Source organism: Amycolatopsis sp. NPDC102389, from assembly GCF_044765885.1.
Classification (GTDB): domain Bacteria; phylum Actinomycetota; class Actinomycetes; order Mycobacteriales; family Pseudonocardiaceae; genus Amycolatopsis.
The window spans coordinates 1-25,167 of record NZ_JBIWKX010000036.1 but is presented as its reverse complement, the minus strand read 5'-3'; the positions used below and the strand labels follow the sequence as shown (position 1 = coordinate 25,167).

Below are 25,167 nucleotides of genomic sequence, written 5' to 3'. Positions count from 1 at the left end.
GTTCCGCTCCTTGAGAAGGCGCACGCGGCCCGGAATCCCGGCGTAGCTTCGGCTTCGTGAGTACCGCAGACCGTCCCTACGTGCTCGCGGTGGTCGGCGCCGGTCCACGTGGGGTGGGCGTGCTCGAACGGCTCGGCGCCAACGCCGCCGAACTCCTCGGCGCGCGGCGCCTGGTGGTGCATCTCGTCGATCCCTTTCCCGCCGGAGCGGGAAGGGTGTGGCGGTACGAGCAGTCGCCGCTGCTGCGGATGAACTCCATGCCCGAGGACGTCACCGTGTTCACCGACGACACGGTGAAGATCGACGGGCCGATCCGCCCGGGGCCTTCGCTGATCGAGTGGGCGCGGCTGGTCCGAGCGGGCAAGCTCGACGCCGAGGTCGGCGAAGGCCTGCGCGCCGAACTCGAGGCGCTGCAAAGCGATCACTTCCCGACTCGACGGCTGCAGAGCGCGTACCTCACCTGGTTCCACCGCGAGGTCCGCGCCGGGCTGCCGGCCGGGATCGAGGTCGTCGAGCACCGGACCCGCGCGGTGCGGCTCGAAGACGGCGATCCGCAGACGCTCTGGCTGGAAGACCGGGCGGAACCCCTCGCCGTGGACGCGGTCCTGTTCACCGTCGGGCATCTCGACGCCGAACCGGACGACCGCGAGACCGAACTGGTGGACTTCGCCGCCCGGAACGACCTCGCCTACTACCCCGCCGGCTACACCGCCGACGTCGACTATTCGGCGATCGGACCGGGAGAAACCGTGCTGGTGCGCGGATTCGGCCTCGCGTTCGTCGATCTGATGCTGCTGCTGACCGAAGGCCGCGGCGGCCGGTTCGAAGAACAGGCCTGCGGTGGGCTGAAGTACCACCCCAGCGGTGCCGAGCCCGTGTTGCACGTCGGTTCGCGCCGTGGCGTGCCGTACCACTCGAAGATCGGCTACCGGCTGCGCGGGAAACCGTTGCAGCTGCCCAAATTCTTCGATACCCACGCGATAGCGAAGCTCTGCGCGGTGCCGGGCCGGATCGATTTCCGCCGCGACGTCTGGCCGCTGATCTCGAAGGAGATCGCGTGGGCGTACTACAGCGAGCTGTTCACCGCGCATCCCGAGCGGGTGCGGATGGATTTCGCCGTCTTCGCCGACGCTTTCGCGGACGCCGCGCCCGGCGAGCTCGACGCGCTGGTGGCGCGGGCGGTTCCGGCGCCGGACGATCGGCTCGATCTCGGCAGGCTCGACCGGCCGATGACGGGCGCCGAATTCGGCACCGCCGAGGAGTACGGCAAAGAGTTGCGCGAGTACGTCGAGGCAGACCTGGGCCGCCGGGCGGACTCCGAGTACAGCGCGGATCTGGGTGCGTTCATGGCGCTGCTTTCCGTGATGGGACAGCTTCCGGCGCTGCTGCAGACCGGACGGCTGGACGCGGCGTCACAACTGTCCGATTTGGACGGTTGGTTTCTCGGCTTCTTCTCCTACTTCGCCAGCGGGCCGCCGCCGCGACGGCTCGAAGAACTGCTCGCGCTTCAGGAAGCAGGCATCGTTTCCTTCCTGGGCGCCGAAATGCGCGTGTCGGCCGATGATGAGCGCCGGGCCTTCGTCGCCTCCGGTGCTAGCTTCCCCGGCGAGACCGAAGCGCGGACCCTTGTCGAGGCGCGGCTGCCCGAGCCGAGTGTCGCGAGGGCGTCCGATGTCCTTTTGCGACAGTTGCGTGACAGCGGCGCGCTCGGCGAAGAAGCCGTGCTCGACCCGGTCACCGGCGACAGGCTGCTCGCCGGCCGTATCCACACCCGCGTCTCCGACGGCCGGATGCTCGACGGCGAGGGGCGTCCGCATCCGCGCCGGTTCGCGCTCGGCCCGCATACCTCGGCGCGGTCGGCCGGGGCGTTCACCCGGCCGCGGACCAACGCGCTCCCGTTCCGGCAGAACGACGTCGTCGCGCGGGAGATCCTGAGGCTGATCACTTAGCGAACTCCTCCAGCCGCCGGACGACCTCCGACGGCGCGGGCATGGCGGCGATCTCGTGCCGGGCTCTGGCCGCCACCTCGCGCACGCGGGCGTCGTCGAGGAGGGTCTTGGCCCTCTCCTCGACGGCGTCCGCGGTCACCGCGTCGCCGACCAGCGCCCGCCCGGCGTTGGCCGTCTCCAGCACTTCGGCGTTCACGAACTGATCCGCGCCCTGCGGCAGCACCAGTTGCGGCAGGCCCGCGGAAAGCGCGCCGAGCACGGTCCCGGTTCCGCCGTGGTGCACCACGAGATCCGCGCGCGGCAGGACTTCGGACTGCGGAACGAACCCGGTGACGTGGACGTTCGGCGGCAGGTCACCGAGTTCGCCGGGGTCGCCGGGACCGCGCGCGACCAGGACGTCGACCGGCAGCCGCGCGAGGCCGTCGATCGCCGCGCGCAGCACCCCGGTGGCACCGAAGGCGACGGTGCCGAGCGTCAGGTAGACGAGAGGCCGGTCGCGCCCGTCGAGCCAGGACGGCACCGTGCCCGGCTCGTTCCACGGCACCGGCCGGAGCCGGAAGACCGTCGGCAGCGCGGTGAGCTCCGGATCGCGGACGACGTCCGGCCACACGTCGATCGCGGCGTCGCCCAGCATCAGGTTGGCAGGCGGACTCCCGTCCCACAGCGGGGCGAACCGGTCCGCGGCGGCGGCCATCAGCTCGACGGGCATCGAGCGGCCGATCACGTGGGAAACCACCGGGATCCCGGCCCGGCGGGCGGCGGCCGACGCGCCGACGTCGCTCATCTCGTAGACGACCAGATCAGGCCGGAGCACGGGGAGCAGCGGCGTCAGATCGGCGATCGTGGCGCGCGGCAGGATCTCGGCGAAGGTGGTGAGGATGGCTTCCAGCGGGTCCCCGCTGGCTCCCTCACCGGCGTCCCGGATCGAGATCCCGACCTCGTGCGCGTCGAAACCGAGCCCGCGGACCTTGTCCAGGAACGTGGCGCCGGTCCCGAAGACCACTTCGTGCCCGGCGTCGCGGGCGGCGATCGCCAACGGCATCAACGGGTACAGGTGGCCGTAAGCCGGGCGGCACGTGAAAAGGATGCGCACCTCTTCAAAGGTACTAGCCCTCCCACACCCTCGAGGGCAGTTCTTTCCGCACGATCGGGACGACGTCGGAGGCGAAGAGCTCCAGGACCTCCCGTGCTTCGCCGGATTTCAGGCCGTCCACCGAGACCGCCTGCACCTCGTGCCCGAACGACGCGTGGTAGTCGCCGATCTTGTCGATCACCTGTTCCGGGCTCCCGACGAGCGCGGAACCTCCGGTGATCTTGTCCTCCAGCGTGGTGAACTCCGATTTGTTGTGCTGGTACGCGGGCGTCCGCATCAGCGCTTCGAAGTACGGCCGGTAGCCGTCCAGCGCCTCCTGCGAGGTCTTGGCGACGTACAGTCCGCCCGCGCCGGAACCGACGAGCGCGTCCGCCGGGTCGTGGCCGTACTCCGCCCACCGCCGCCGGTAATGGTCGATCAGGTCGGCGTACTTCTTCTTGGGGTGGAAACCGTTCGCGGTGAACAGCGGATCGCCGAACTTCGCCGCCAGCTCGGTCGACTCGGTACTCGACGCGCTCCCGTGCCAGATCCGCGGCCGGACGGAGAATGGTCGCGGCTGCGTCGTGACATCGGTCAGCGGCGCGCGGAACTCGCCTTCCCACGTCACGCCCACTTCCAGGAAGAGACGGCGCAGCAGGGCGAATTTCTCCGCCTGATACTCCCACTGCCGGTCCTCTTCGAGGCCGAACAGCGGGAAATGCCGGGGATCGTTGCCCTTCCCGATCATGAGTTCCAGCCGCCCGCCGGAAAGCTGGTCGAGCGTCGCGTAGTCCTCGGCGACGCGGACCGGGTCGAGCACGCTGATCACGGTCAAGGTGGTCAGCAGCCGGACACGCCGCGTGCGTTCGGCCACCGCGGCCAGGATCACCGGCGGCGCGGAGGAAAGGAACGGTTCCCCGTGCCGCTCGCCGACGCCGTACGCGTCGAAGCCCAGCTCCTCGGCGAAGATCGCCTCGTCGACGACTCGGCGCAGGCGTTCGTGCTGGGTCGGTGTCTCCCCGGTCGCCGGGTCGGGATGATTCGCGACTAGGGAGAAGAGCCCGAATTTCATCGTGCCTCCAACGGTTTCCGGCCCGGGATCGCGGCGAGCAGCTCCCGGGTGTAGTCCGCGCTCGGCCGTTCTAGAACGTCCTGGGCGGGGCCGAGTTCGACGAGTTCGCCGCCGCGCAGCACGCCGACGGTGTCCGCGATCTGCCGGACCACGGCGAGATCGTGCGAAATGAACAGGTACGTCAGGCCGAGTTCGTCCTGAAGGTCGGCTAGCAGCCGCAGAATCTGCGCCTGCACCGAAACGTCCAGCGCGGACACGGGTTCGTCGGCCACGATCAGCGACGGGCGCAGCGCGAGCGCCCGCGCGATGGCCGCGCGTTGCCGCTGCCCGCCGGACAGCTCGGCGGGTTTGCGCTTCAGCACCGAAGACGGCAGGGCGACCTGGTCGACGAGCTCCGCCGCCCGCGCGCGGCGTTCCGCTTTCGTGCCGACACCGAAGGCCCGCAGTGGTTCGGCGATGACGTCTTCGATGCTGAACTTCGGGTTCAGCGACGCGTACGGGTTCTGGTACACCAGCTGGAACCGGCGTCGCAGCAGCCGCAGTTCCTCGCCGCGCAGCGATGTGATGTCCCGGCCGTCGAACTCGACCACGCCGTCGGTCGGCGTCTCCAGCCGCAGGATCATCCGCGCGGTGGTCGACTTGCCGGACCCGGATTCGCCGACCAGTGCGAGTGTCCGGCCGCGGGCGATGTCGAACGAAACGCCGTCTACCGCACGGACGGTCCCGAAGGTCTTCCCGAGGTCGCGGACCGAGACCAGGACGTCGGACGACGGTGGTTTCGGCTCCCGCAGCGGAGTGTCGGACAGGCTCGGCGCGGCGGCGAGCAGGTCTTGGGTGTACTTCTGGGCGGGCGCAGCGAGGATCTCGCCGGTGGTTCCTTCTTCGATCACGCTTCCCTGGGACAGCACCACGATCCGCGACGCCCGATCGGACGCGACACCGAGGTCGTGGGTGATCAGCAGGACGGCGGTGCCCGCTTCGGCGGCGAGTTCTTCGAGGTGGTCGAGGATCTGCCGCTGCACGGTGACGTCGAGCGCGCTGGTCGGCTCGTCGGCGATGATGAGTTTCGGCCGTCCGGCGAGCGCGGCGGCGATCAGCGCGCGTTGCCGGAGCCCGCCGGACAGCTCGTGCGGATACTGCCGCGCCCGTGTCTCCGGATCGGCGATCCCGGCCTTGCGCAGCAGCTCCACCGCCTCCGCGCCCGCGCTTCGTTTGTCCGCGAGGCCGTGGATCAGCAGCACCTCGGCGACCTGATCACCGATCCGGTGCACGGGGTTGAGCGAGACCGTCGGATCCTGGGGGACCAGGGCGATCTCGCGGCCGCGCACCGAACGCCAGGCGCGGTCGGAGAGTTTCGTGAGGTCGCGGCCGTCGAAGGTGATCTCGCCGCGGTCGATCCGCCCGCCACGCGGCAGCAGCCCGATCGCCGCGTGCGCCGTCGTGCTCTTGCCGGAGCCGGACTCGCCGACCACGGCCACGATCTGTCCCTTGTGGACAGACAGCGAGACGCCGTCCACGGCGGGTACGGACTTGTACGAAACCGCGAGATCGCGGATGGTCAGCAGTTCGCTCACCGCACGTCTCCTTCGATCGCTCTGGACAGCCGGTTCGCGGACAGCACCACCGCCGCGACGGTGAGCCCGGGGAAGGTCGTCATCCACCAGGCGGTGGCGAGGAAGCCGCGCCCGCCCGCCACCAGCGAGCCCCACTCCGGAGTCGGCGGGGTGGCGCCGTAGCCGAGGAAGCTCAGCGCGGACACCTCCAGCACGGCGGTGCCGAAGGTGAGCGTCGCGAGCGCGAGCACCGGGCCGAGCGCGTTGGGCAGCACGTGCCGTCCGAGCACCCCGGTCCAGCGCACCCCTCCCGCACGGGCCGCCTCGACGAACACGCCGTTGCGGACACGCAGTACTTCGGCTCGCATCAGCCGGGCGAACTGCGCGAGATTCGCGACGCCGACGGCGATCGCGACGTTGGTCGTGCCGAAGCCGAGCGCCGTGACCAGCGCCAGCGACAGCAGGATCGACGGGATCGCCAGCAGCACGTCGACGCAGCGCATGATCGCCGAATCGAGGGCACCGCCCCGGAATCCGGCAAGGAGGCCGAGCGCGGACCCGGCGGCGAGCGCGACGACGACGGCGATCACGGTCGCCTGCAACGAAAGCGCGGCACCGTGGACCACCCGCGCGAAGATGTCCCGCCCGGTTTCGTCGGTGCCGAAGAGATGACCGAACGAGGGGCCCCGCATCTTTTCCGCGGGGACGCCGGCGAGCGGGTCCTGTCCGGTGAAGAGGCCGGGGGCGACCGCCGCCAGCAGGGCGAAGGCCAGCACGGCGATCGCGAGGATCAGGCCCGGCTTTCGCCGGGTGTGCACGAGAACGTCAGGCATCGGCCGTCTCCCGGTGTCGGATCCGCGGGTCCAGCAGCGGATAGAGAAGGTCGACTAGCAGGTTGATGACGACGAACACCAGCGCGGCGAGCACGATCACCGCCTGTACCACCGGAATGTCCTGCGCGGTGACCGCCGACGACGTCACGCGGCCGAGTCCGTCGCGGGAGAACACCGTCTCGGTGATCACCGACCCCGCGATCAGGTTCCCGGCGACGACCCCGGCGATGGTGAGCGTGGGTACCGCCGCGTTGCGCAACAGATGTCCGAAGTGGACTCTCGTCCGGCTCGCGCCCTTCGCCAGCGCGATCTCGGCATACGGCTCGGCGAGTTGCGTGCGGAGGCTCTTCGCCAGCACCTGCCCGATGATCGCGCCGGTCGGGATGGCGAGCGTGATCGCGGGCAGGATCAGCGACTCGAAGCCGTTCGCACCCAGCGCGGGCAGAAGCTTGAGCTGGAAGGAGAAGAACTGGATGAGCAGCAGCCCGACCCAGAACGGCGGCAGCGAGATCCCCAGCGGCGGCAACGCGAGCAGGAGGTTGCCCAGCCAGCGATGCCGGGTGAGGGTGCCGGCGAACGCTATGCCGCCGCCGAACAGGATCGCCAGTACCAGCGCGAATCCGGTCACCGCGAGGGTCGGCGGCAGCGCCGAGACGACCATGTTCGTGGCGTCGTCCCCGGTGGCGATCGAGCGGCCGAAATCCCCCTGCAGTGCCGCGACCAGCCGCTTTCCGTACTGCAGCGGCAACGGGTCGTCGAATCCGTACTCCGCCTTCGCCGCGGCCAGTTGTTCCGGCGTCACCGAAAGACCGGCCTCGCCCCCGCCGAGCTTCGCGCTGACCGCGTCGCCCGGCAGGAGGTAGAGGATCACGAACGACACGGTGAACGCGGCCCACAGGACGAAGACCGCCTGCAGGATCCGCCGGAGCAGATACCGTGTCACGACCCGGACACCCAGGCGTCGAACAGCTGAAGCCGTGACGACGCCTCGAATCCGACGCCGTGCGCGTTCGGCCCGTGCGCCAGCACCTGCGTCAGCTCGAACACCGGCGCCGAGTAGCCGTGCTCGATGATCGCGCGCTGCGCCTGTTCGGCCGCGGGCTTCCGCTTCGCCGGGTCCACAGTGGACGACTGCGTGTCGAGCGGCGCGTCGACCGGGTTGTCAGCGGGCAGCTTGCTGCGGTTGTTCGCCTTGGTGGAGAACAGGTTGCGCAGGATGTCCGGGTCAGCGCGGGTGGTGTTGTACCAGAGGTACTCGTAGTTCCCGCTCTGCGTGATCTGCACGCTCTCGGCCGTGGTCCGCTGTTCGATCTGGAGGTCGAAGCCGATCTTGCGCAACTGCTGCTGGACGAGTTCGAGCACGCTCTTGTTCTGATTGAACACCAGGGAGAAGACGACCTTCGCGGTCAGCCGCTGCCCGTTCTTGGTGCGGATCCCGTCCGGCCCGGGGACCCAGCCCGCACTTTCCAGTAGCGCCGTGGCGCCGGCCGGATCATAGGCGAGCAGCGGGGAAAGGTCGGCGTAGAACGGCGTCGCCGAGCCGAGGATGCTGGTCGCGGGCTTGTAGTTCGGCGTCAGGACGGTGTTCGTGATCTCGGGCCGGTTGATGCCCTTGACCACCGCCTGGCGGACTTTCTCGTCGGTGAGCACGCCTTTCGTGACGTTGGCGTGCAGGTTGAACACGACGCCGGGATTCGGCCGGGTCGGCTCGGTGAACCCGTTGCCGGTGAACTGCGGTTCGTCGACCGGCTGGACGTCGGTGATGGCGTCGAGCTGCGCGGACGCGAGACTTCCGGTGCGCACAACTGGTTCCGGCACGATCTTGTAGGCGATCTTGTCGAGGTACGCCTCACCCTGGTGCTTGAACAGCGACGAACCCCAGCTGTAGCCCTTGCGTTTGGCGAGGACGATTTCCTGATTCTGCTTCAGGCTCTCGAAAACGAACGGGCCGGAGCCGATCAGGCCGTCGCCCTGGCAACGTTGATCAGCTGTCTTCCGGTACGCGGCGGGCGCGAGGACGCCGAGCGACATCGTCGAGCTGGCTTGCAGGAACTGGGCGCTGGGAACGGAGAACTCGATCTTGACCGTCTTCGGGTCGACGACCGTCGTTCCCTTGTAGACGGCCAGATAGCCGGAGCCGAGCTGCGATTTCGGGCCGAGCGCCTTGATCGCGTCGAAGCTCGTCTTGACCGCGGCGGCGTCGACCGGGCTGCCGTCGGAGAAGGTCGCGCCGTCGCGCAGATGGAAGGTGAACGCGGTCGAATCCGCGTTGCTCTCCCATTTTTCGGCCAGCCACGGCTTGATCTCACCGGTGGCCGGATCCTGGTCGGTCAGCGAATCGACCAGCTGGCGGCCGACGTTGAGCGAAGCGTTGGTGCCGACCTGTTGCGGGTCGACGCAGTCCGGGCTCGACGAGATCCCGAGGCGCAGCGTGCCACCGGGTTTGGGCGGCCCGGCGTCCGCGCCCGTCGAACCGCCGGCGGAGGAGCAGGCGGTGACGGCGAGTGCGATGAGCGCGAGTAAGGAAGTGGCGGCGGTACGGGACACCGGGTGGCCTCCAGCGTGGGGAACGGGGCGCTTTTGCTTGCGCCTACCCGATTCACGCTAATCACGCCCTTGAGGCCCGCCCACATACTGAGCCCGGCTCCCAGCCCGCGAAACGTCCCACCTTTTCGCTTGACAGCCCCGAAAGTCCGTGAAGGCCTCCTTCCCTACCCTCAAGGTAGTGAAGGAGGCCTTCACGGAACGACCAGGACTAGCAGCGGTTGAGCATGTCCGTCAGCGCGGTCTTCTCCGCCGACTTGATGGTGAGCTTGTACTTGTACTTCACCGTGGTCCACATCTTCGCGTAGGTGCACCAGTAGCCGACCGTCGGCGGCTTCCAGGCGTCCGGCGACTTGTCGCCCTTCTCCTGATTGACGTTGTCGGTGACGGCGATCAGCTGCGGCGCGCTGAGATCGTTCGCGAACGCCTGCCGCTGCGCGGTGGTCCACGACGAAGCGCCGGTGCGCCACGCGGCGGCCAGCGGGACGACGTGGTCGATGTCCACATCGGACGCCGCGGTCCAGGTGGCGCCGTCGTACGGGCTGGACCAGCTGCCGGAGACGGCGGCGCAACTGCTGTCCTGCTGGACGTTCGTGCCGTCCCGCTTCAGCACGACCTCGCGGGTGTTGCAGCTGTTGCCCTGGTCGGCCCAATGCGGGAACTTGTCGCGGCTGTACCCGGTCGACGAACCGTCCGGCTTGACGGTCAACGCGGCGAGCTGAGTCTTGGCGGTCGAGGCCGACGGGATGCCCGGGGGCGTCGCTTCGGCGACACCCACCACGCCCGCGGAGACGATCGCCGAGACGGCGAGAACGGTGAAGGAGCGACGAACAGCAAGCGCAGTTGGCATATTGCTGCCTCCGTGTCAGGTTTGGGGACCTGGTCACCATGCGGCACGGATATGACCCACGCAACACCATCGGATGACACTCTGCTGGCTATTCGTGAACGGAGGGTGTCACGCGCAGGTAGGACGGGGTGTACGCAGCCGAAAAATCTTCGGAAAGTCCAGCTGAAGGTTCTGAGCCGAACGGGTTAGTCCAGGCCGCGGACCAGCCTGAGGTCCTCCGTGTGCCGGTACCAGGTCCACCGGCTCATGGCGCGCGGGTGGGCGACGCCGTCGCTGCTCGGCCGCGTCGGGATGCAGCCGAGCTGGAACGCCCGCGCGTACTGCGTCGAAGGCCGCTTGAACAGCGTCCCCTTGGTCACCCGGACCATCAATCCCGGGCCGCTCGTGTCCGGCTCGACCTCGATCGAACGCGCGGGCCCGCGCAGGACGGTGTGCTCGTCGCAGTAGGCCACCCCGCGGATCATCCCGATCACCCCGCGCCCGACCAGCACCCCGCCGGTGTCGTCGCGGATCAACGGTACCGGGTCGACCTCGCCCCGCAACGCGAGCGAGAGGGCGCGCAGCGGCTGCGTCGGCAGGCTCCAGATGCGGGCGACGTCGGAGTCCGGCGAGGAAGGCACGAAGCCGAGCGACACGCCCGAGAGCTGTTCTTTTCGTAACAGCCGGAGCGCGACCGCCGCGAGGTCGGCGTCGGTGCCCGCGACCACCAGGTGATCGTGTTCCCCCAGCAAGGGGTCGATATCCGCCTTGCCAGGGCGGCTCGGAACGCGCACCATTTCGACGTCGTCGATCTCCGGGAGTGTGGGCTCGCCCTCGGGACAGACCACCACTATTCCGCGCACCCGAAGGCCCTCCGTTACGCTCATGCACCGGCATTTACCAGCGCCAAACCACAAGTCGCCGAACACCTGGAGTGTCACATGCCGGCCATCGTGCTGATCGGGGCCCAATGGGGGGACGAGGGCAAGGGCAAGGCCACCGACCTGCTCGGCGACCGCGTCCAGTGGATCGTGCGTTACCAAGGCGGTAACAACGCGGGCCACACCGTAGTCCTTCCCGACGGGCAGAACTTCGCCCTCCACCTGATCCCGTCCGGGATCCTCACGCCGGGCGTCACCAACGTCATCGGCAACGGCGTCGTCATCGACCCGGGCGTGCTGCTCGACGAACTCGCCGGGCTGGAAGAACGCGACGTCGACACCAGCAAGCTGCTGATCTCCGCCGACGCGCATTTGATCATGCCGTACCACGTGGCGATCGATAAGGTCACCGAGCGTTACCTCGGCAGCCGCAAGATCGGCACCACCGGCCGCGGTATCGGCCCCTGCTACCAGGACAAGATCGCCCGCGTCGGCGTCCGCGTGCAGGACCTGCTCGACGAGAAGATCTTCCGGCAGAAGGTCGAGTCGGCACTGGAGTTCAAGAACCAGGTGCTGGTCAAGGTCTACAACCGCAAGGCACTGGACGCGAACCAGGTCGCCGACGAGGTGCTGGCCGCGGGTGAGAAGTTCGCGCACCGCATCGCCGACACGCGCCTGCAGCTCAACCAGGCCCTCGAACGCGGCGAGACCGTGCTGCTCGAAGGCTCGCAGGGCACCCTGCTCGACGTCGACCACGGCACGTATCCGTTCGTGACGTCGTCGAACCCCACCTCCGGCGGCGCGAGCGCGGGTTCGGGCATCGGCCCCGGCAAGATCGACACCGTGCTGGGCATCCTCAAGGCCTACACCACCCGCGTCGGCTCCGGCCCGTTCCCGACCGAGCTGGACGACGAGTCCGGCGAGTACCTGCGCAAGCAGGGCGGCGAGTTCGGCGTCACCACCGGCCGCTCGCGGCGCACCGGCTGGTTCGACGCGGTCATCGCGCGCTACGCGGTGCGGGTCAACGGCATCACCGACTACTTCCTCACCAAGCTGGACGTGCTGTCCGGGCTGGAGAAGGTGCCGGTGTGCGTCGGCTACGAGGTCGACGGGTTCCGCACGTACGACATGCCGATGACGCAGACCGACGTGCACCACGCGCTGCCGATCTACGAAGAGCTGCCGGGCTGGTTCGAGGACATCTCGGGCTGCCGCACCTTCGAAGAGCTGCCGGCGAACGCACGGGCTTACGTCGAGCGGCTCGAAGAGCTCTCGGGCGCGCGGATCTCGGCGATCGGCGTCGGGCCGGGCCGGGAGCAGACCATCGTGCGGCACGACTCACGCGAGCGAGGTCTTCACCGGCGTCGGGTTCCGGAACAGGTCCAGCACCGGGCAGTGCTCGTCCACCTGCCGCTTCAGGTCCTCGTAGACCTCCGCCCCGGCGGGCCCGCTCAGCTCCACCGAGACCCGCACGTCGCCGAAGCCGGGGCGAGTCTCCGAGAACCCGAAGAACCCGTGCAGGTCGATGTCGCCGTCCACGGTCACCTTCACGCCTTCGAGCGGCACACCGAGCTTCGCCGCCCAGAACTGGTACGTGATCACCTGGCACGAGCCCAGCGCGGCCAGCGCGTACTCGACCGGGTTCGCCGCCGTGTCGGTGCCGCCGAGCGCGGCGGGCTCGTCGACGGCGAACGAGTGATCGCGCACTCGCACGTCCACTCGCGTCGCGGTCCCGGGGTTCAGCGCGTTGGCGACGCTGAACGAGACGGCGGCGTTGCGCGGGTCGGCGTCGACGGCGGTCTTGGTTCCTTCGATGACATCGGTCAGCGACATCGGGTCTCTCCAGGATCGAGGTGTCGGACGCCGCCCAGGGTGGGCCACCACCGGGCGCCGCGCTCGTGATCTCACCTGGTGAACCGCGAAATATCCTTTCGACAGCGCGGTTAGCGTTGAACATGACCATCGGAGTGGCACTCCCGTCCGGGGACACCGCGGACGCCGTCAACATCGTCGACGAACTCATCACCCAGACCCGTCAGGCCGCCGACGCGGGCTTGACGTCCGTCTGGTTCTCGCAGCAGATGGAGCACGACGCGATCACCGTCGCCGCCCTAGCCGGCCGCGCCGTCCCGGGGATCACCGTCGGGACCGGCGTCGTCCCGATCTACCCGCGGCATCCGTTGCTGATCACCGGTCTCGCGCAGACGGCGCAGGCCGCCACCGGGGGCCGGTTCGTCCTCGGCCTGGGAACCGGCGCGAAGAACTGGCTCGAACCGGCGTACGGCATCGAGTACCCGTCGCCGATCAAGCACCTTCGTGAGTACCTCACGATCCTTCGCCAGGTACTCAGCGGCGGCGAAGTCGACTTCCACGGCGAGACGGTCCGGGCGCATGCCAAGGGCTTCGCGGCTTCGCTGTCCGTCGCGGGGTCTTCGGACATCCCGGTGATCATCGCCGCGATGGGACGGCAGGCACTGCGCGTCACCGGCGAGCTCGCCGACGGCACGATCCCGTTCCTCGCCGGGCCGAAGGCCCTTTCCGAGCTGATCGTCCCGGAGATCACCAAGGCCGCCGCCGGCCGTCCGGCGCCGCGGATCATCGCGATGGTCCCGGTCGTCGTGACCGAGGATCCCGACGCCGTCCGCGCCCAGGTCGACCGGCAATACGCGTTCTTCCGGGACATCCCCTCCTATCGCGCGGTCTTCGACGCCCAGGGCGTGGATTCCGCCGGTGAGCTGGTGATCGCGGGGGACGAGGAGACCGTCGCGGCCGAGATCCGGCGGTACTTCGACGCCGGGGCGACCGAGGTCGTCGCGACCCAGAGCGGGATCCGGAACGCGGAAGAACGGCTCCGCACCTGGCACGTGCTCGGAGACCTCGTGAAGCGCTGATTCCCACGACAGGAAAGGGGCGTTCAGGACATTCATCGTCCTGAACGCCCCTTTCATGGCGTTCAGGGGCCCAGTGGCCTTGCTCACAGCGTTCGTATTGTGCATACTCGTGCGCATTGCGAACACAGCTGGAGGTCCCCATGTCCCCTGCCGCGGCCCGTTCGTGGGTGGTTCCACTCGCCTGGACGGCGGTACTGCTCGACGGATTCGACCTGGTCGTCCTGGGCACGGTGCTGCCCGCGCTGCTCCGTGACCACGTCTGGGGGCTGACGCCGGGCACGGCGTCGGTGATCTCGACGGTCGGCCTGATCGGCATGACGATCGGCGCGCTGGCGATCGGCACGATCACCGACGTCATCGGCCGCCGGAAGGCGCTGATCATCGCGGTCACCGCCTTCTCGGCGTTCACCGCGCTCTGCGCGATCTCACCGTCGGCGTTCGTCTTCGGCCTGCTGCGCTTCCTCGCCGGCCTGGGCCTCGGCGGCTGCCTGCCGACGGCGATCGCGCTGGTCACCGAGTACGCCCGCAAGGGGAAGGGCGGCAGCGCGACCACCACGGTGATGACCGGCTATCACGTCGGCGCGGTGCTCACCGCCCTGCTCGGCATCTGGCTGATCCAGCCGCTCGGCTGGCGCGCGATGTTCGTCGCGGGCGCGCTGCCCGCGCTCGTGCTGGTGCCGCTGATGATCAAGTACCTGCCGGAATCCGAATCCTTCGAGCGGGCGCGGGAGACGCAGGAGAAGTCGGCGACGGAAGTCGTCGGCGGGCTGTTCCGCGGCGGGCTGCTGCGCGCCACCATCGCGTTCTGGGTGACGTCGTTCATGGGGTTGCTGCTGGTCTACGGGCTCAACACCTGGCTGCCGGAGATCATGCGCCAAGCCGGGTATCCGTTGGGCGCGGCGCTGGGCCTGCTGCTCACGCTGAACCTCGGGGGCGTGGTCGGCCTGCTCGTCGCCGGCCGGGTGGCGGACAAGGTGGGCGTGCGGCCGGCAGTGATCTTCTGGTTCCTCGGGGCGGCGGTGTTCCTGGCCCTGCTGAGCGTGAAGCTGCCCGCTGTCGGCCTGTACGTGGCCGTGTTCCTCACCGGCGGTTTCGTGTTCAGCGCGCAGGTGCTCGTGTACGCCTACATCGGCAAGACGTACCCGGACGTCATACGTGCCACCGGTATCGGCTGGGCGGCGGGTGTGGGCCGGGTCGGCGCGATCTGCGGCCCGATCCTCGGCGGCGCGCTGCTGAGCGCCGGGATCGCGTATCCGTGGGGTTTCTACGCCTTCGCCGGTGTCGGCGCGTTGGGAGCGGCCGCGGTGACCGGAGTCCGCGCCGGCCGCTCCCGGGAGAACGCCGCCGCTACCCCAGTTCCTTGAGTTCCTTTTCCACGGCGGCGAGTTCTTCTTCCGAACCCTGCACCTTCGGGCCCGTGAACCACTTGCGTGCCGAGGCGAACCACCACACCGCCGCACCACCGAGTACGACGAGGAAGGCGATGGGCGTGTAGTTGAAACTGTCGATGGTGACCGGTGATCCCTGCGGAAGCATGAACAGCACGAAGATGAAGCACACCCACACGGTCGCGATGGTCCCGATGAGCTTGCCCCAGCGGCCGAGGTTCCACGGTCCGGGTTCGAAGTCGTCGCCCTTGCGCACCCGCAGGAACACCGGGATCACGTAGGCCACGTAAAGGCCGACGACGGCGATCGAGGTCACCGCCGCGTAGGCGGTCGCGCTCCACAGGTACGGCAGGGCGAGCAGGAGCGCGCCGCCCGCGGCCAGCCACACCGCGTTGGTCGGTGTCTGGGTGCGCTTGTTGATGCGGTGCCAGAACTTCGAACCCGGGATCGCGCCGTCGCGGGCGAAGGCGTAGATCATCCGCGAGTTCGCGGTCACCGACGCCATCCCGCAGAACAGCTGCGCCCCGATGCAGATCAGCAACAGGAGCTTGCCGGTCGTCGCGCCGGTCGCGTCGATGAAGATCTGCGCGGGCGGCACCCCGGTTTCGGAGCCGACGGCGCCTTCGTAGTCCTGGATGGCGAAGGTGAGGCCGATCAGCAGGATCCACCCGGCGACCAGGGAGACGAGGATCGAGTTGATGATGCCGCGCGGTCCGGCCTTCGCCGCGTTCTTGGTCTCCTCGGTCATATGCGCCGAGGCGTCGTAGCCGGTCAGCGTGTACTGCGCGACAAGGAGGCCCAGTAAGAAGACGTAGACCGGGGACGCCCAGCCGGTCTTGTTCACGAACTCGCCGAAGACGAACGAAGCGTCCTGGTGCTTCTCGGGAACGACGATCAGCACCCCGACGATGACCAGCACGCCCACCAGATGCCACCACACGCTGATGCTGTTCAGCAGCGCGACGATCTTGACGCCGAAGGTGTTCAGCAGCCCGTGGATCACCAGGATGATCGCCAGCAGCAGGATCGTGTTGCCCGGCGTCGCCTCGAAACCGAACTGCAGGTCGAGGAAGGCGTTGAGGAACAGCGCCGCGCCGAAGTCGATCCCCGCGGTGACGGCGATCTGCCCGATGAGGTTGAACCAGCCGGTGAACCACGACCACGCCGCGCCGTTGCGCGGGGCGAGCTTCGCGGCCCAGTAGTAGAGGCCGCCCGCGGTCGGATAGCTGGAGCAGACCTCGGCCATGCCCAGCCCGACCAGGATGACGAACAGGCCGACCAGCGGCCAGCCCCAGATCATCGCGGCGGGTCCGCCGGTCTTCATGCCGAACCCGTAGAGGGTCAGGCAGCCGGAGAGGATCGAGATGATCGTGAAGGAGACGGCGAAGTTGGAAAAGGTCGACATCGTGCGCCGGAGTTCCTGCGCGTAGCCGAGTTGGTGGAGCCGGGCACTGTCTTCATCGGCGGGTTCTGTGGCACGGGCGTCTGAGACATCCATCGGGCACCCACTTAAAAGGTATGCGGACAGACCATTGAGATCCGCCGAAATTAGGCCCGCCGACCTGCGCATGTCAAGGTCCCGTCAAGAAACCCGTCCCCAGATGTCATGACAGGGTCGTTCAGGACAGCTTCGTCCCGAACGACCCTTCCTGACACTTCAGGCGAAGCTCGGGCGTCGTGAGTGGCGATTCGGGTTAGGGCCAAGGGTGTCTTAGGTGCCTACTGATTGTGGCGGCTAGGTGGGCGCGGATCCGTGAAGGCCTCCTTCCCTACTCTGAAGGTAGGGAAGGAGGCCTTCGCGAACTCCACGATCGCCACCTCAGCCTCAGCGACACCACCAGGCCCAGTAGTCACAGCGGTTGCGTGTGAAGGACCCTTCCCTCGGCTCAGCCGAGGAAACTCGACCTTCACACCTTCTCCAAGTACATGAAGGCCCCCTTCACTGCGCCAGGCGTAAGGAAGGGGGCCTTCATGTACAGCAGGGAGAGCAAGCGCGGCGGCGGTCAGGCGAAGCTCGGGTCGTGGGGGGGGGGGGGGGGGGGGGGGGGGGGGGGGGGGCGGCCCCCCCCCCCCCCCCCCCCCGGCGCCCCCGGCCCCCCCCCCCCCCCCCCCCCCCCCCCCCCCCCCCCCCCCCACCCCCGTCGGCTAGAAGGCTCAGCGCCCCTGGAACGCCTTCACGGCCTCCAGCGCGGTGTCCGGGTGGTCCGCGAAGTACCCGTCGACACCCGCCTTGAGGAAGGCCTCCTGCTCGGCGAACGCGTTGCCGTACTCGGCGAGGTTCGCCGACGAGCGCAGGTTCTGCGGGAGGAAGTTGTTCTCGTTGCGGAACGTGTACGGCCCGACCTTCAGCCCGGCCTGGTGTGCGTCGGCGACGAGCCGGGTCGGCTGCCCCAGCGCACCGTTCACCACGGGGATGACCTGCGCCTTCTCCGGGCCCAGGTAGTCCGCGTACTTCGAGATCTCCTTCAGGCCCGCAGGCGTGACGAGGTCGGCGTACGTCCGCGGGTCGCCCTTCGCGACGAAGTCGGCCGGAGCCCCGGTCGCCGAGGTCAGCTGCAGCAGCGGCACCCGCACCTGACGCGAAAGCTCGATCAGGTTCGACACCTCGAACGACTGGATGATCACCGGTGCCTTCGGGTGGTTGAGCCCGTTGCGCTTGAGCAGCTCGACCAGCTTCGGCTCCGTCGGGTTCTTGATCGACGAGAAGTAGGTCGAGTGCTTGACCTCCGGGTACGTCCCCAGCTCACGGCGCAGTTCGCGGCCGAGGCGGCGCGTCAGGTCGAGCACCTCCTGGTAGGTGGCGATCTGGTAGCGGCCGTCGTAGATCTTGTTGTTCGGCCGCAGCTGCGGGATCCGCTCGGTCGCGCGCAGGGTCTTCAGCTCGGCGAGCGTGAAGTCCTCGGTGAACCAGCCGGTGAACGACGTGCCGTCGATGACCTTCGTCGTCTTCCGGTTCGCGAACTCGGGGTGCTTCGCGACGTCGGTGGTCCCGCCGATCTCGTTCTCGTGCCGCGCGACGAGCTGGCCGTCCTTGGTGGGCACGAGGTCGACGTCGACCCAGCCGACGCCCTGGCGGTAGGCGAGCTCATACGAGGCGAGCGTGTGCTCCGGGCGGTAGCCGGGAGCGCCGCGGTGTCCGACGATCACCGGCCCATCGTGGCCCTTGGCCAGCGCCGACACATCTCGGGCACCCGGTTCGGCGGCACCCGCCAACCCGGTGACGCTGAGTACGGCGAGTCCGGACAGGGCGAGCACGCCCAGACGCTTTCGCATGGTGGGTAACCTCTTTCGCTTGAACTCGGGGTACCGCGCAACCCTTGACGCAGGAGGCGTCCGGCCGGCGAAGACGGACCGGCGGACCGCTGACCGCCGGGTGAACGCCGGATGGAACCACCCGCTCGAGGATGGCGACGTCTTCGTGGCTCACCGGCCCGGTTACCCTGTGCGTCGTGCGCGTACTGGTAATCGGGTCCGGCGCCCGTGAGCATGCACTCGTCCTCGCGGTCGCGGAAGACCCTTCCGTCACCGCACTGGCCTGTGCCCCGGGCAACGCCGGAACCTCTTCGGTGGCCGAGCAGCTCGGCGTCGAGGCGGCCGACCCCGAATCGGTCGCCGCCCTCGCCAAACAGTGGCAGGCGGACCTGGTGGTGGTCGGTCCCGAGGTCCCGCTGGTGGCGGGCGTCGCCGACGCGGTCCGCAAGGCGGGCATCGCCTGCTTCGGCCCGTCCGCGTCCGCGGCCAGGATCGAGGGCTCGAAGGCCTTCGCGAAGGACGTCATGGCGGCCGCGAAGGTGCCGACGGCGCACTGCGAGATCGTCGACAACCCGGCCCGCCTCGACGCGGCGCTCGGCCGGTTCGGCCCCACCTGGGTGGTCAAGGACGACGGCCTCGCCGCGGGCAAGGGCGTCGTGGTCACCACCGACGTCGACGTCGCGCGCAAGCACGCCCTGATGCTGCTCGACGGTGGGCACCCGGTGCTCCTGGAGTCGTTCCTCGACGGCCCGGAGGCCTCTCTCTTCTGCTTCGTCGACGGCCGCACGGTCGTCCCGCTGCTGCCCGCGCAGGACTTCAAGCGCGTCGGCGACGGCGACGCGGGCCCGAACACCGGCGGCATGGGGGCGTACGCGCCGTTGCCGTGGGCGCCGAAGGACCTGGTCGACGACGTCGTCGACCGCATCGTCCAGCCCGTGGTCGACGAGCTCGACAACCGCGGCGCCACCTTCTCCGGCCTGCTTTACGCCGGTCTCGCGCTGACCTCCGAGGGCCCGCAGGTCATCGAGTTCAACTGCCGCTTCGGCGACCCGGAGACCCAGGTCGTCCTGGCGCTGCTGCGCAGCCCGCTCGGCGAGGTCCTGCACGCGACGGCGACCGGCAAGCTCGCCGAGCTGCCGCCGCTGGACTGGGATTCCGGCGCGGCGGTCACCGTCGTGCTCGCCGCGGACGGCTACCCCGGCAAGCCGAGGACGGGCGACGTCATCACCGGCGGTGAGCTCGAAGGCGTGCTTCACGCTGGCACCCGCCGCCGTGACGATGGCGCCGTGGTCTCTTCCGGCGGCCGCGTGCTGTCGGTCGTCGGCACCGGCAAAAACCTGAAGGCCGCCCGCAAGGACGCCTACGCGACGGTCGAGAAGGTCCACCTGGCCGGCTCGCACCACCGCACCGACATCGCCCTGCTCGCCGCCAAGGGAGAGATCGCCACCCCGGTCTCGTGAATTTCGGACGGAACCATCGCGGTCCCGGATGCGTCTAACCCGGTATTTCCTGCAAAGCTTAGGCAGCCGATACATCCGCGTTGGTAGCCTCGGGCAGGACGAACGGTCACCGTGCGCAGTGTCCAAGGGGTGGGGAATGGCAGCATCGGGCAAGGTCCAGGACCTCACGTCGGCGGTCCCGACGCCACCGTCGGTGGCCGACATCAGAGTCGATCCGTCGAAGCTGCTCGAAGTGGCGAAGATCGTCGAAGAGCAGGTCGACGCGTTGCAGGACAAGCTCATGACGCGGCTCGACCAGCTGCGGATCGACACTCCGGCCAACGACACCGTGAGCGTGCACGCGACCGACGTGTGGAACGAGCTCGTGGCCGACGGAGACCAGTCGTACGCCGCGCAGGTCCGGGCGTATGTGGCCGGTCTGCGGGGGCTGGTCAGCCAGCTCCGCACGGCGGCCAAGGAGTACAAGACCAGTGACGCGGACAAGGCCGCCGCACTCGGGGACCGTGGTGTTCACCGGGCGTAGGCCCCGTGTGCTGGTGTCCGGCGGCGTGCTCACCCTCGCACTGGCCGGATGCGCCACGGACACGGGCGGGCAGGCTTTCCCCGACGAACCCGCGCTGGCTTCGGCCACGCAGGGCGCCAAGGCGTCCGCGCTGCCCGCGAGGCCCGCCGAGCTGAGCCTGCAGGGCGTCGATCCGTGTGCCCTGCTCACCGATCCGCAGCTCGACCAGCTCAAGATCAACAGCAAACCCCGCACGGCCGCGGAACCGATCGACGGCCCGACCTGTGTCTTCGACGCGGATGCCGTGCAGCCTTTCCACAGTTATTACGTCCGCACGGTCACCGCGGACGTCGAAGAGTGGTTCACCGGCAAGCGCCGCAAGAGCAGCATGACGACGGAACCGACGCAGGTCGACGGGTTCCCCGCCATCAGGAACCACCGCGACAGCGGGACTCCAGGTGATTGCGAAACGCTCGTCGGTGTCGCGAAAGGACAGACGCTGGCGGTGCGGGCCGTCACCGTCACCGCCGGCGCTTTCACCATGCCGCAACTGTGCGAGATGTCGGCACGGGCGGCCGATTCGGCTTTACAGACCTTGAAAGCACGCAACTAGGGAGGGCGGCGTGAACGTTTCCGACCTCGCGGGCAGGCTCCGCGATCTTCGGTTCGACGGCTACACCGACACCGGGATCGCGACCGAGATCGAGCAGTTCCGCAGCGGCGACGGCACCAGCAGCATCGGCGTCGCCGTCGACGCGCTGAAGTCCGTCGCGGGCGCGCTCGCCGACACCGACAAGACGCTGCGCGACGAGCTGGGCAAGCTCGGCGTGGAATGGCAGAGCGAGGCAGGCGGTGCCGCCGGTCAGGTGTTCACCGAGCAGGCCGGCTTCTCCCAGGACGCGAACTCGAAGGTCTCGCATTCCGCGGAGATGATCTTCGCCCAGGGTGAGGCCTTCAACCGGACGCTGCACAAGCTCCCGGATCCGGAAGTCGTGCGGAAGGGCGCCGGTGGCCTGACCATCGGTGACGTGGTGCTGAGCCTCATCGGGTTCGAGACCGACCACGCCAAGACCGTCAGCGCCGCGAACAACGCGCGGGCGCAGGCGCAGGAGGCGTTGAACGACTACGCCAAGACGAGCGGTGAGAACCTGCTGTCGACCGACACCCTGGCCGATCCGCAGGCGATGAACCTGACCCAGACCACGACCACCGCCGGAGCGGGCGGCGGGTCCGCCCCGCTCGACCTCGCGGGCACGGCCACGGACCTGACCCCGGACGGCAGTGTGCGGCCCGCGTCGGCCGCCGTCGAGTCGAAGTACGTGCCGCCGCCGGTCGCGCAGCCGATCAGCAACCCGAAGGCGCCGTCCTACGACGCCCCGACCCCGGCTTACGGCGTCGCCATGGGCGGCGGGACGGCCAGGAAGACCGCTTCGGCGGCGCCCGGTGCGACCGCTCCCGCGGCCGCCGCCCCGACGACCACGCCGTCCGGCACGTCGAGGCCGGCTCCTGCGCCGGGCTCCGGCTGGGTGACGCCGAACCGGCCGTCCCCGCAACCCGAACAGGGCAGGCCGTCGTACCCGGTCACCGGCTCTCCGGCCTCGCCGCCGTTCGTCCCGCCGGGCGCGCCGAACTACACCCCGAACACCCCGAACATGCCGCCGGGGCAGTCCACCGGCAGCCTGCCGCCGAACAGCACCACGTCGGCGCAGCCGGTCGGCAAGTCGTTCGGCTCCGGTCCCGGTGTCGACAGCGCCCTCGGCAAAGGCCCCGGTTCCAGCTCCGGCCCCGGTGTCTTCGGCAACGTCGGCGGCGGTGGCGCCGGTGGTGACCAGGCGCTCGGCAAGGGCCGCTCGGTCGGCGCCGGACCGCAGGCGCCGATGGCCCCCGGCAACGAATCCGGCCGCGGTTTCCCCGCCGTCCCGAAGATCACCGGCCCGGCCGCGGGCGATCTGGGCGCCGGTGCCGCCGCACTCGGCGCCGGTGTCGCCGGTGGCGCGCTGAGCGGCGACAAGGAACGCGACCGCCGTCCCCGGCAGGAAGGCGGCGGGAAGCCGACCCGTCAGCTGCCGATCGGCGAGCTTCCCGAAGAGGAGGCCATGCGGCGCTCGGAGAAGATCGGCGCGAAGCAGCCGAAGCCCGAGTCGAAGTTCATGGAGCGCGCGGCGACCCAGGACGTCGAAGAGGACGCGGAGCACATCAGGCGCTACGGCGTCGACGACAAGGACCTGTTCACCGACGAGCGTTTGGTGTCGCCCGACGTCATCGGTGACCACGGCAACCGGGAAGCGCGCTGAACCTGTGCCGAACGACAACGGCAGCCTGGTGCTGTCCGCACTCGAGTTCGAAATGCTCTGGGAAGCCGAAAGGCTGCCCCCGCGCCATGTCGCACTCGACGTGCCGAGCCCCGGAACGACCCACACGGAGCGGGCGGCACTGATCGAAGAGGCCTGGGAATCCCTGCGCGCGCGAGGGCTCGCGCGGGGACACCAGGCGTCGGGCGAACTGGTCGACATGCTGAACCTGTTCGCGCATCCCCGGGTCGCGATCGACGTCTGGGTGTGGACCGACCGCGAGATCAAGGGCCAGGCGGTCAGCGTCGGCAACCAGGCGTTGCTCGGCGTGATCGACTCCGGCCAGGTGTGGCTGATCCCCGCGCGCGAGAGCTCGCTGGCCGAAGCCGCCGTCTCGGTCGCGGGTGACCTCGGCCCCGGTGTCGGCCAGTCGATCAGCATCCCCCACGACGTCCTGGTCCAGGCCGATGCCGCCGCCCGCGGCGAAGCGAAGGCGCTGGTCACGGCCCTGGAAGACCTCGACGTGCCCCTCTGGCAGGCGCAGGAGGTGGCGGGCATGCTGCTCGGCCAGGAGGCGCGCGGCCAGTTCGGCGCCGAACGCGCGGGCCGCGACGGCCGCTCCCGGCGCGCGGACGGCGTGGTCGCCTTCTACGACACGGACGCGGGCCGGTACCTGTTCCAGATCGCGCGGAACCGGGACGGCCGGGATTGGGCGACCATCACCCCGGCGGACAACCAGCTGCTGGCGACCCGGATCCGGGAAGTCGCCGATTTCTGATTCGCCCGATTATCGGCGGGTGGAACTTGGCGTGGATACGTACACGGCCCACTGCCGAGGTCTTAAAGTATGCGCGGGAACCGTCTTGATCGGCCGCGCGTCAGATCGGGCGGACACAAGTTTTTTCCGTGAAGGGGATGACGAACCGTGCCTGTGTACGACCCGGATTCCATGGGGATCGCCGCCGGTCAGGTGGAGAAGCTCAAGGACGAGTTCGAGAAGACCAAAAAAGGCGTCACCGGTATGGATGACGAGAAGGAAAGCCCCTTCGGCGGAGTGGACGAGCACGGCGACGCGCACGGCGCGGTCGGCAAGTTCAAGCAGGGCGTCCACAACGAATTCGATTCGGCCGGTCAGCTGATGGAGGCCACGGCCTTCGTGCTGCGCAAGGCGGCGGGATTGATCAAGGAGACCGAAGCGGTCCACGTGGACAACCTGAAGGTGCACGGGGAGCTGTGACGATTCGGTCGGCCTGGGGGCCGGAAACAAGGGGGCTTGAGCAGTGGCTTTGAACGGTGTCGGCGCCGGCACGCCGGACGGCTGGGACGGACTGGTCCAGAAGGCCGAGCAGATCGGCAAAGTCAACCTCGCCGCCATTCAGAACGCGTCGAAGCAGTTCAAGACGGCCGCCGACAACGCGGGTGACCACAGCGCGGCGTTGTCCTCGTCGACCGAAGCGTTGAATGGCGGAGTCTGGGTCGGGCCCGCCGCGGAGGCCTTCTTCGAATACGTCAAATCGATCACCAAGGCCGGGAAGAACGTCGAAGAGCAGTTGGGCAAGGTCGTCGACGACCTCGATCGCGTCCACACCGATCTCGGCAACATCAAGGCCCAGGTGAAGGGCGTCTACGAAGACGCCGAAGCGGCGGTCAACACAAGGAACTCCCAGGCGGAGACGGACAAGAAGGCGGCGATCACGGCCGCCGCCCAGGCCGAGAAGGATCACAAACCGGCGCCGAGTCCTTCGGCCGCCGAGATCATCCAGAAGGCCAAGACCGACATCAACAAGATCGCCGCCGACGCCGACGCCCGGGTCAAGGGTCTGCTCGACCAGGCCAACCAGATGATCCAGAAGTCCCAAGAGCTGATGAAGAAGGACATCCAGGGCGGTTACTCCACCGTCCCGATGCCCGGCAAGGACGGCACCGTCCCCAAGCGCACCGGCGGGCTCCACACCGGCGGAGGCGGCGGTGGAGGAGGCGGTGGCGGTGGGGGCGGCGGCCTCGGGCCGAGCGGCGGCCCGCCGTCGACGACGCCGCCGGGCAACGTCCAGCAGTGGATCCAGGAGGCCATCAAGATCCTGCAGGCCAACGGGATCCCGGTGACCGACGCGGATATCCAGAAGATCTGGACGATCATCGAGAAGGAGTCCGGCGGTAACCCCAACGCCATCAACAACTGGGACTCCAACGCGGCGAAGGGCACGCCGTCCAAGGGTTTGATGCAGTGCATCGACCCGACCTTCAACGCGCACAAGCTTCCCGGGCACGACAACATCTACAACCCGGTGGACAACATCATCGCGGGCGTGCGGTACACGTTCTCGCGGTACGGCGGTTTCGAGGGCCACCCGGGCCTGAAGTCCATGGCCGGCGGCGGCGGATACCAGGGCTACTAAACGACCTCGTGAGTGGCGTTTCGGGTTCTCTTGAGCCGAAGGTCAAACGTGTCGTGGTGAGACCGCGGAGTGTCCACACAGGACCATTGCTGGCGCCCGAATGCCCGTTTGATGCTCACATGACCGGTTTCCCGTAGGGTCGTGAGTGGCAAGTGGGGTTAGAACCCCATGTGCTGTTTCAGGACCTCACGGACAGATGTGTTTCAGGACTTGTCGGACAGTTTGGTGTTGAGTGGTTGGTAGCGTACTGCTCG

Annotated in this window: 21 protein-coding genes and 1 pseudogene; 11 read left to right on the top strand and 11 right to left on the bottom strand. The window is 68.8% G+C overall.

From position 1 onward, the window contains the following. Positions 1–56: 56 nt before the first annotated feature. Complete coding sequence (locus ACIRGA_RS26885; protein WP_400945695.1) at positions 57–1,949, top strand: FAD/NAD(P)-binding protein; 1,893 nt, start codon at positions 57–59, stop codon at positions 1,947–1,949. Here ACIRGA_RS26885 and ACIRGA_RS26880 read toward each other — a convergent pair. The 8 genes from ACIRGA_RS26880 to ACIRGA_RS26845 all read right to left on the bottom strand — a co-directional run bounded on the left by ACIRGA_RS26880 (position 1,942) and on the right by ACIRGA_RS26845 (position 10,739). Then, a complete protein-coding gene (locus tag ACIRGA_RS26880; RefSeq protein ID WP_400945692.1) occupies positions 1,942–3,042 on the bottom strand; it encodes a glycosyltransferase in 1,101 nt (366 codons plus the stop codon). The two genes, ACIRGA_RS26885 and ACIRGA_RS26880, sit on opposite strands and share 8 nt — an antisense overlap. Before the next feature lie 13 nt (positions 3,043–3,055). Then, positions 3,056–4,093 (bottom strand): LLM class flavin-dependent oxidoreductase, encoded by a 1,038-nt coding sequence (locus ACIRGA_RS26875; protein ID WP_400945690.1) that lies wholly within the window; start codon positions 4,091–4,093, stop codon positions 3,056–3,058. Then, the gene (locus ACIRGA_RS26870) at positions 4,090–5,667 is read right to left on the bottom strand and encodes a dipeptide ABC transporter ATP-binding protein (RefSeq protein WP_400945688.1); all 1,578 of its coding nucleotides are present in this window, start codon (positions 5,665–5,667) and stop codon (positions 4,090–4,092) included. The genes ACIRGA_RS26875 and ACIRGA_RS26870 overlap by 4 nt, the downstream gene beginning before the upstream one ends. Continuing rightward, the gene (locus tag ACIRGA_RS26865) at positions 5,664–6,479 is read right to left on the bottom strand and encodes an ABC transporter permease (protein ID WP_400945686.1); all 816 of its coding nucleotides are present in this window, start codon (positions 6,477–6,479) and stop codon (positions 5,664–5,666) included. The genes ACIRGA_RS26870 and ACIRGA_RS26865 overlap by 4 nt, the downstream gene beginning before the upstream one ends. Then, a complete protein-coding gene (locus ACIRGA_RS26860) occupies positions 6,472–7,422 on the bottom strand; it encodes an ABC transporter permease (RefSeq protein ID WP_400945683.1) in 951 nt (316 codons plus the stop codon). Before ACIRGA_RS26860 ends, ACIRGA_RS26865 begins: the two co-directional genes overlap by 8 nt. After that, complete coding sequence (locus tag ACIRGA_RS26855; RefSeq protein ID WP_400945680.1) at positions 7,419–9,026, bottom strand: ABC transporter substrate-binding protein; 1,608 nt, start codon at positions 9,024–9,026, stop codon at positions 7,419–7,421. Before ACIRGA_RS26855 ends, ACIRGA_RS26860 begins: the two co-directional genes overlap by 4 nt. A 208-nt stretch (positions 9,027–9,234) precedes the next feature. Further along, positions 9,235–9,873 (bottom strand): DUF1524 domain-containing protein, encoded by a 639-nt coding sequence (locus ACIRGA_RS26850; protein ID WP_400945678.1) that lies wholly within the window; start codon positions 9,871–9,873, stop codon positions 9,235–9,237. 185 nt (positions 9,874–10,058) lie between these two features. After that, the gene (locus ACIRGA_RS26845; protein ID WP_400945676.1) at positions 10,059–10,739 is read right to left on the bottom strand and encodes a hypothetical protein; all 681 of its coding nucleotides are present in this window, start codon (positions 10,737–10,739) and stop codon (positions 10,059–10,061) included. A 54-nt stretch (positions 10,740–10,793) separates the two neighbouring features. Between ACIRGA_RS26845 and ACIRGA_RS26840 the strand changes: the two are divergent. After that, positions 10,794–12,071 (top strand): annotated as a pseudogene (locus ACIRGA_RS26840) (adenylosuccinate synthase); the annotation flags it as partial. Here the strand turns inward: ACIRGA_RS26840 and ACIRGA_RS26835 are convergent. Further along, entirely contained in the window at positions 12,072–12,566 is a 495-nt protein-coding gene (locus ACIRGA_RS26835; protein WP_400945835.1) for an OsmC family protein, read from the bottom strand. A gap of 122 nt (positions 12,567–12,688) precedes the next feature. Between ACIRGA_RS26835 and ACIRGA_RS26830 the strand changes: the two genes are divergently transcribed. Further along, entirely contained in the window at positions 12,689–13,624 is a 936-nt protein-coding gene (locus ACIRGA_RS26830) for an LLM class F420-dependent oxidoreductase (RefSeq protein WP_400945674.1), read from the top strand. 140 nt (positions 13,625–13,764) lie between these two features. Beyond that, positions 13,765–14,988, top strand: a complete 1,224-nt coding sequence (locus tag ACIRGA_RS26825) for an MFS transporter (RefSeq protein ID WP_400945671.1) — start codon at positions 13,765–13,767, stop codon at positions 14,986–14,988. Here the strand turns inward: ACIRGA_RS26825 and ACIRGA_RS26820 are convergent. Together ACIRGA_RS26820 and ACIRGA_RS26815 are read right to left on the bottom strand one after the other, a co-directional pair. Next, entirely contained in the window at positions 14,972–16,510 is a 1,539-nt protein-coding gene (locus tag ACIRGA_RS26820) for an amino acid permease (RefSeq protein WP_400945668.1), read from the bottom strand. The two genes, ACIRGA_RS26825 and ACIRGA_RS26820, sit on opposite strands and share 17 nt — an antisense overlap. A gap of 656 nt (positions 16,511–17,166) precedes the next feature. Next, positions 17,167–18,285 carry a glycerophosphodiester phosphodiesterase gene (locus tag ACIRGA_RS26815; protein WP_400945665.1) on the bottom strand — a complete coding sequence of 373 codons (1,119 nt, stop codon included), beginning with the start codon at positions 18,283–18,285 and terminating at the stop codon, positions 17,167–17,169. Between the two features lie 176 nt (positions 18,286–18,461). Here ACIRGA_RS26815 and purD point away from each other — a divergent pair, with 176 nt between their 5' ends. From purD to ACIRGA_RS26780, 7 genes are all read left to right on the top strand, one after another. Next, positions 18,462–19,724 carry a phosphoribosylamine--glycine ligase gene (purD, locus tag ACIRGA_RS26810; protein WP_400945662.1) on the top strand — a complete coding sequence of 421 codons (1,263 nt, stop codon included), beginning with the start codon at positions 18,462–18,464 and terminating at the stop codon, positions 19,722–19,724. 136 nt (positions 19,725–19,860) lie between these two features. Beyond that, the gene (locus ACIRGA_RS26805; protein ID WP_400945660.1) at positions 19,861–20,247 is read left to right on the top strand and encodes a type VII secretion target; all 387 of its coding nucleotides are present in this window, start codon (positions 19,861–19,863) and stop codon (positions 20,245–20,247) included. Positions 20,248–20,254: 7 nt separating this feature from the next. After that, complete coding sequence (locus ACIRGA_RS26800; protein ID WP_400945833.1) at positions 20,255–20,839, top strand: DUF3558 domain-containing protein; 585 nt, start codon at positions 20,255–20,257, stop codon at positions 20,837–20,839. Between the two features lie 10 nt (positions 20,840–20,849). Continuing rightward, a complete protein-coding gene (locus ACIRGA_RS26795) occupies positions 20,850–22,520 on the top strand; it encodes a hypothetical protein (RefSeq protein ID WP_400945657.1) in 1,671 nt (556 codons plus the stop codon). A gap of 4 nt (positions 22,521–22,524) precedes the next feature. Then, positions 22,525–23,295 (top strand): ESX secretion-associated protein EspG, encoded by a 771-nt coding sequence (locus tag ACIRGA_RS26790; protein ID WP_400945655.1) that lies wholly within the window; start codon positions 22,525–22,527, stop codon positions 23,293–23,295. Between the two features lie 147 nt (positions 23,296–23,442). Further along, positions 23,443–23,754, top strand: coding sequence for a hypothetical protein (locus ACIRGA_RS26785; RefSeq protein ID WP_185927309.1), 312 nt, complete (start codon positions 23,443–23,445; stop codon positions 23,752–23,754). A gap of 43 nt (positions 23,755–23,797) precedes the next feature. After that, positions 23,798–24,913, top strand: a complete 1,116-nt coding sequence (locus tag ACIRGA_RS26780; RefSeq protein ID WP_400945652.1) for a transglycosylase SLT domain-containing protein — start codon at positions 23,798–23,800, stop codon at positions 24,911–24,913. Positions 24,914–25,167: the final 254 nt, after the last annotated feature.

What these genes read in the sequence shown, in the direction of transcription:
- ACIRGA_RS26875 (WP_400945690.1), bottom strand. Translation starts at nt 4,093, where the DNA reads ATGAAATTCGGGCTCTTCTCCCTAGTCGCGAATCATCCCGACCCGGCG.
- ACIRGA_RS26865 (WP_400945686.1), bottom strand. Translation starts at nt 6,479, where the DNA reads ATGCCTGACGTTCTCGTGCACACCCGGCGAAAGCCGGGCCTGATCCTC.
- ACIRGA_RS26850 (WP_400945678.1), bottom strand. Translation starts at nt 9,873, where the DNA reads ATGCCAACTGCGCTTGCTGTTCGTCGCTCCTTCACCGTTCTCGCCGTC.
- ACIRGA_RS26845 (WP_400945676.1), bottom strand. Translation starts at nt 10,739, where the DNA reads ATGAGCGTAACGGAGGGCCTTCGGGTGCGCGGAATAGTGGTGGTCTGT.
- ACIRGA_RS26835 (WP_400945835.1), bottom strand. Translation starts at nt 12,566, where the DNA reads ATGTCGCTGACCGATGTCATCGAAGGAACCAAGACCGCCGTCGACGCC.
- ACIRGA_RS26830 (WP_400945674.1), top strand. Translation starts at nt 12,689, where the DNA reads ATGACCATCGGAGTGGCACTCCCGTCCGGGGACACCGCGGACGCCGTC.
- ACIRGA_RS26825 (WP_400945671.1), top strand. Translation starts at nt 13,765, where the DNA reads ATGTCCCCTGCCGCGGCCCGTTCGTGGGTGGTTCCACTCGCCTGGACG.
- ACIRGA_RS26820 (WP_400945668.1), bottom strand. Translation starts at nt 16,510, where the DNA reads ATGGATGTCTCAGACGCCCGTGCCACAGAACCCGCCGATGAAGACAGT.
- ACIRGA_RS26815 (WP_400945665.1), bottom strand. Translation starts at nt 18,285, where the DNA reads ATGCGAAAGCGTCTGGGCGTGCTCGCCCTGTCCGGACTCGCCGTACTC.
- ACIRGA_RS26805 (WP_400945660.1), top strand. Translation starts at nt 19,861, where the DNA reads ATGGCAGCATCGGGCAAGGTCCAGGACCTCACGTCGGCGGTCCCGACG.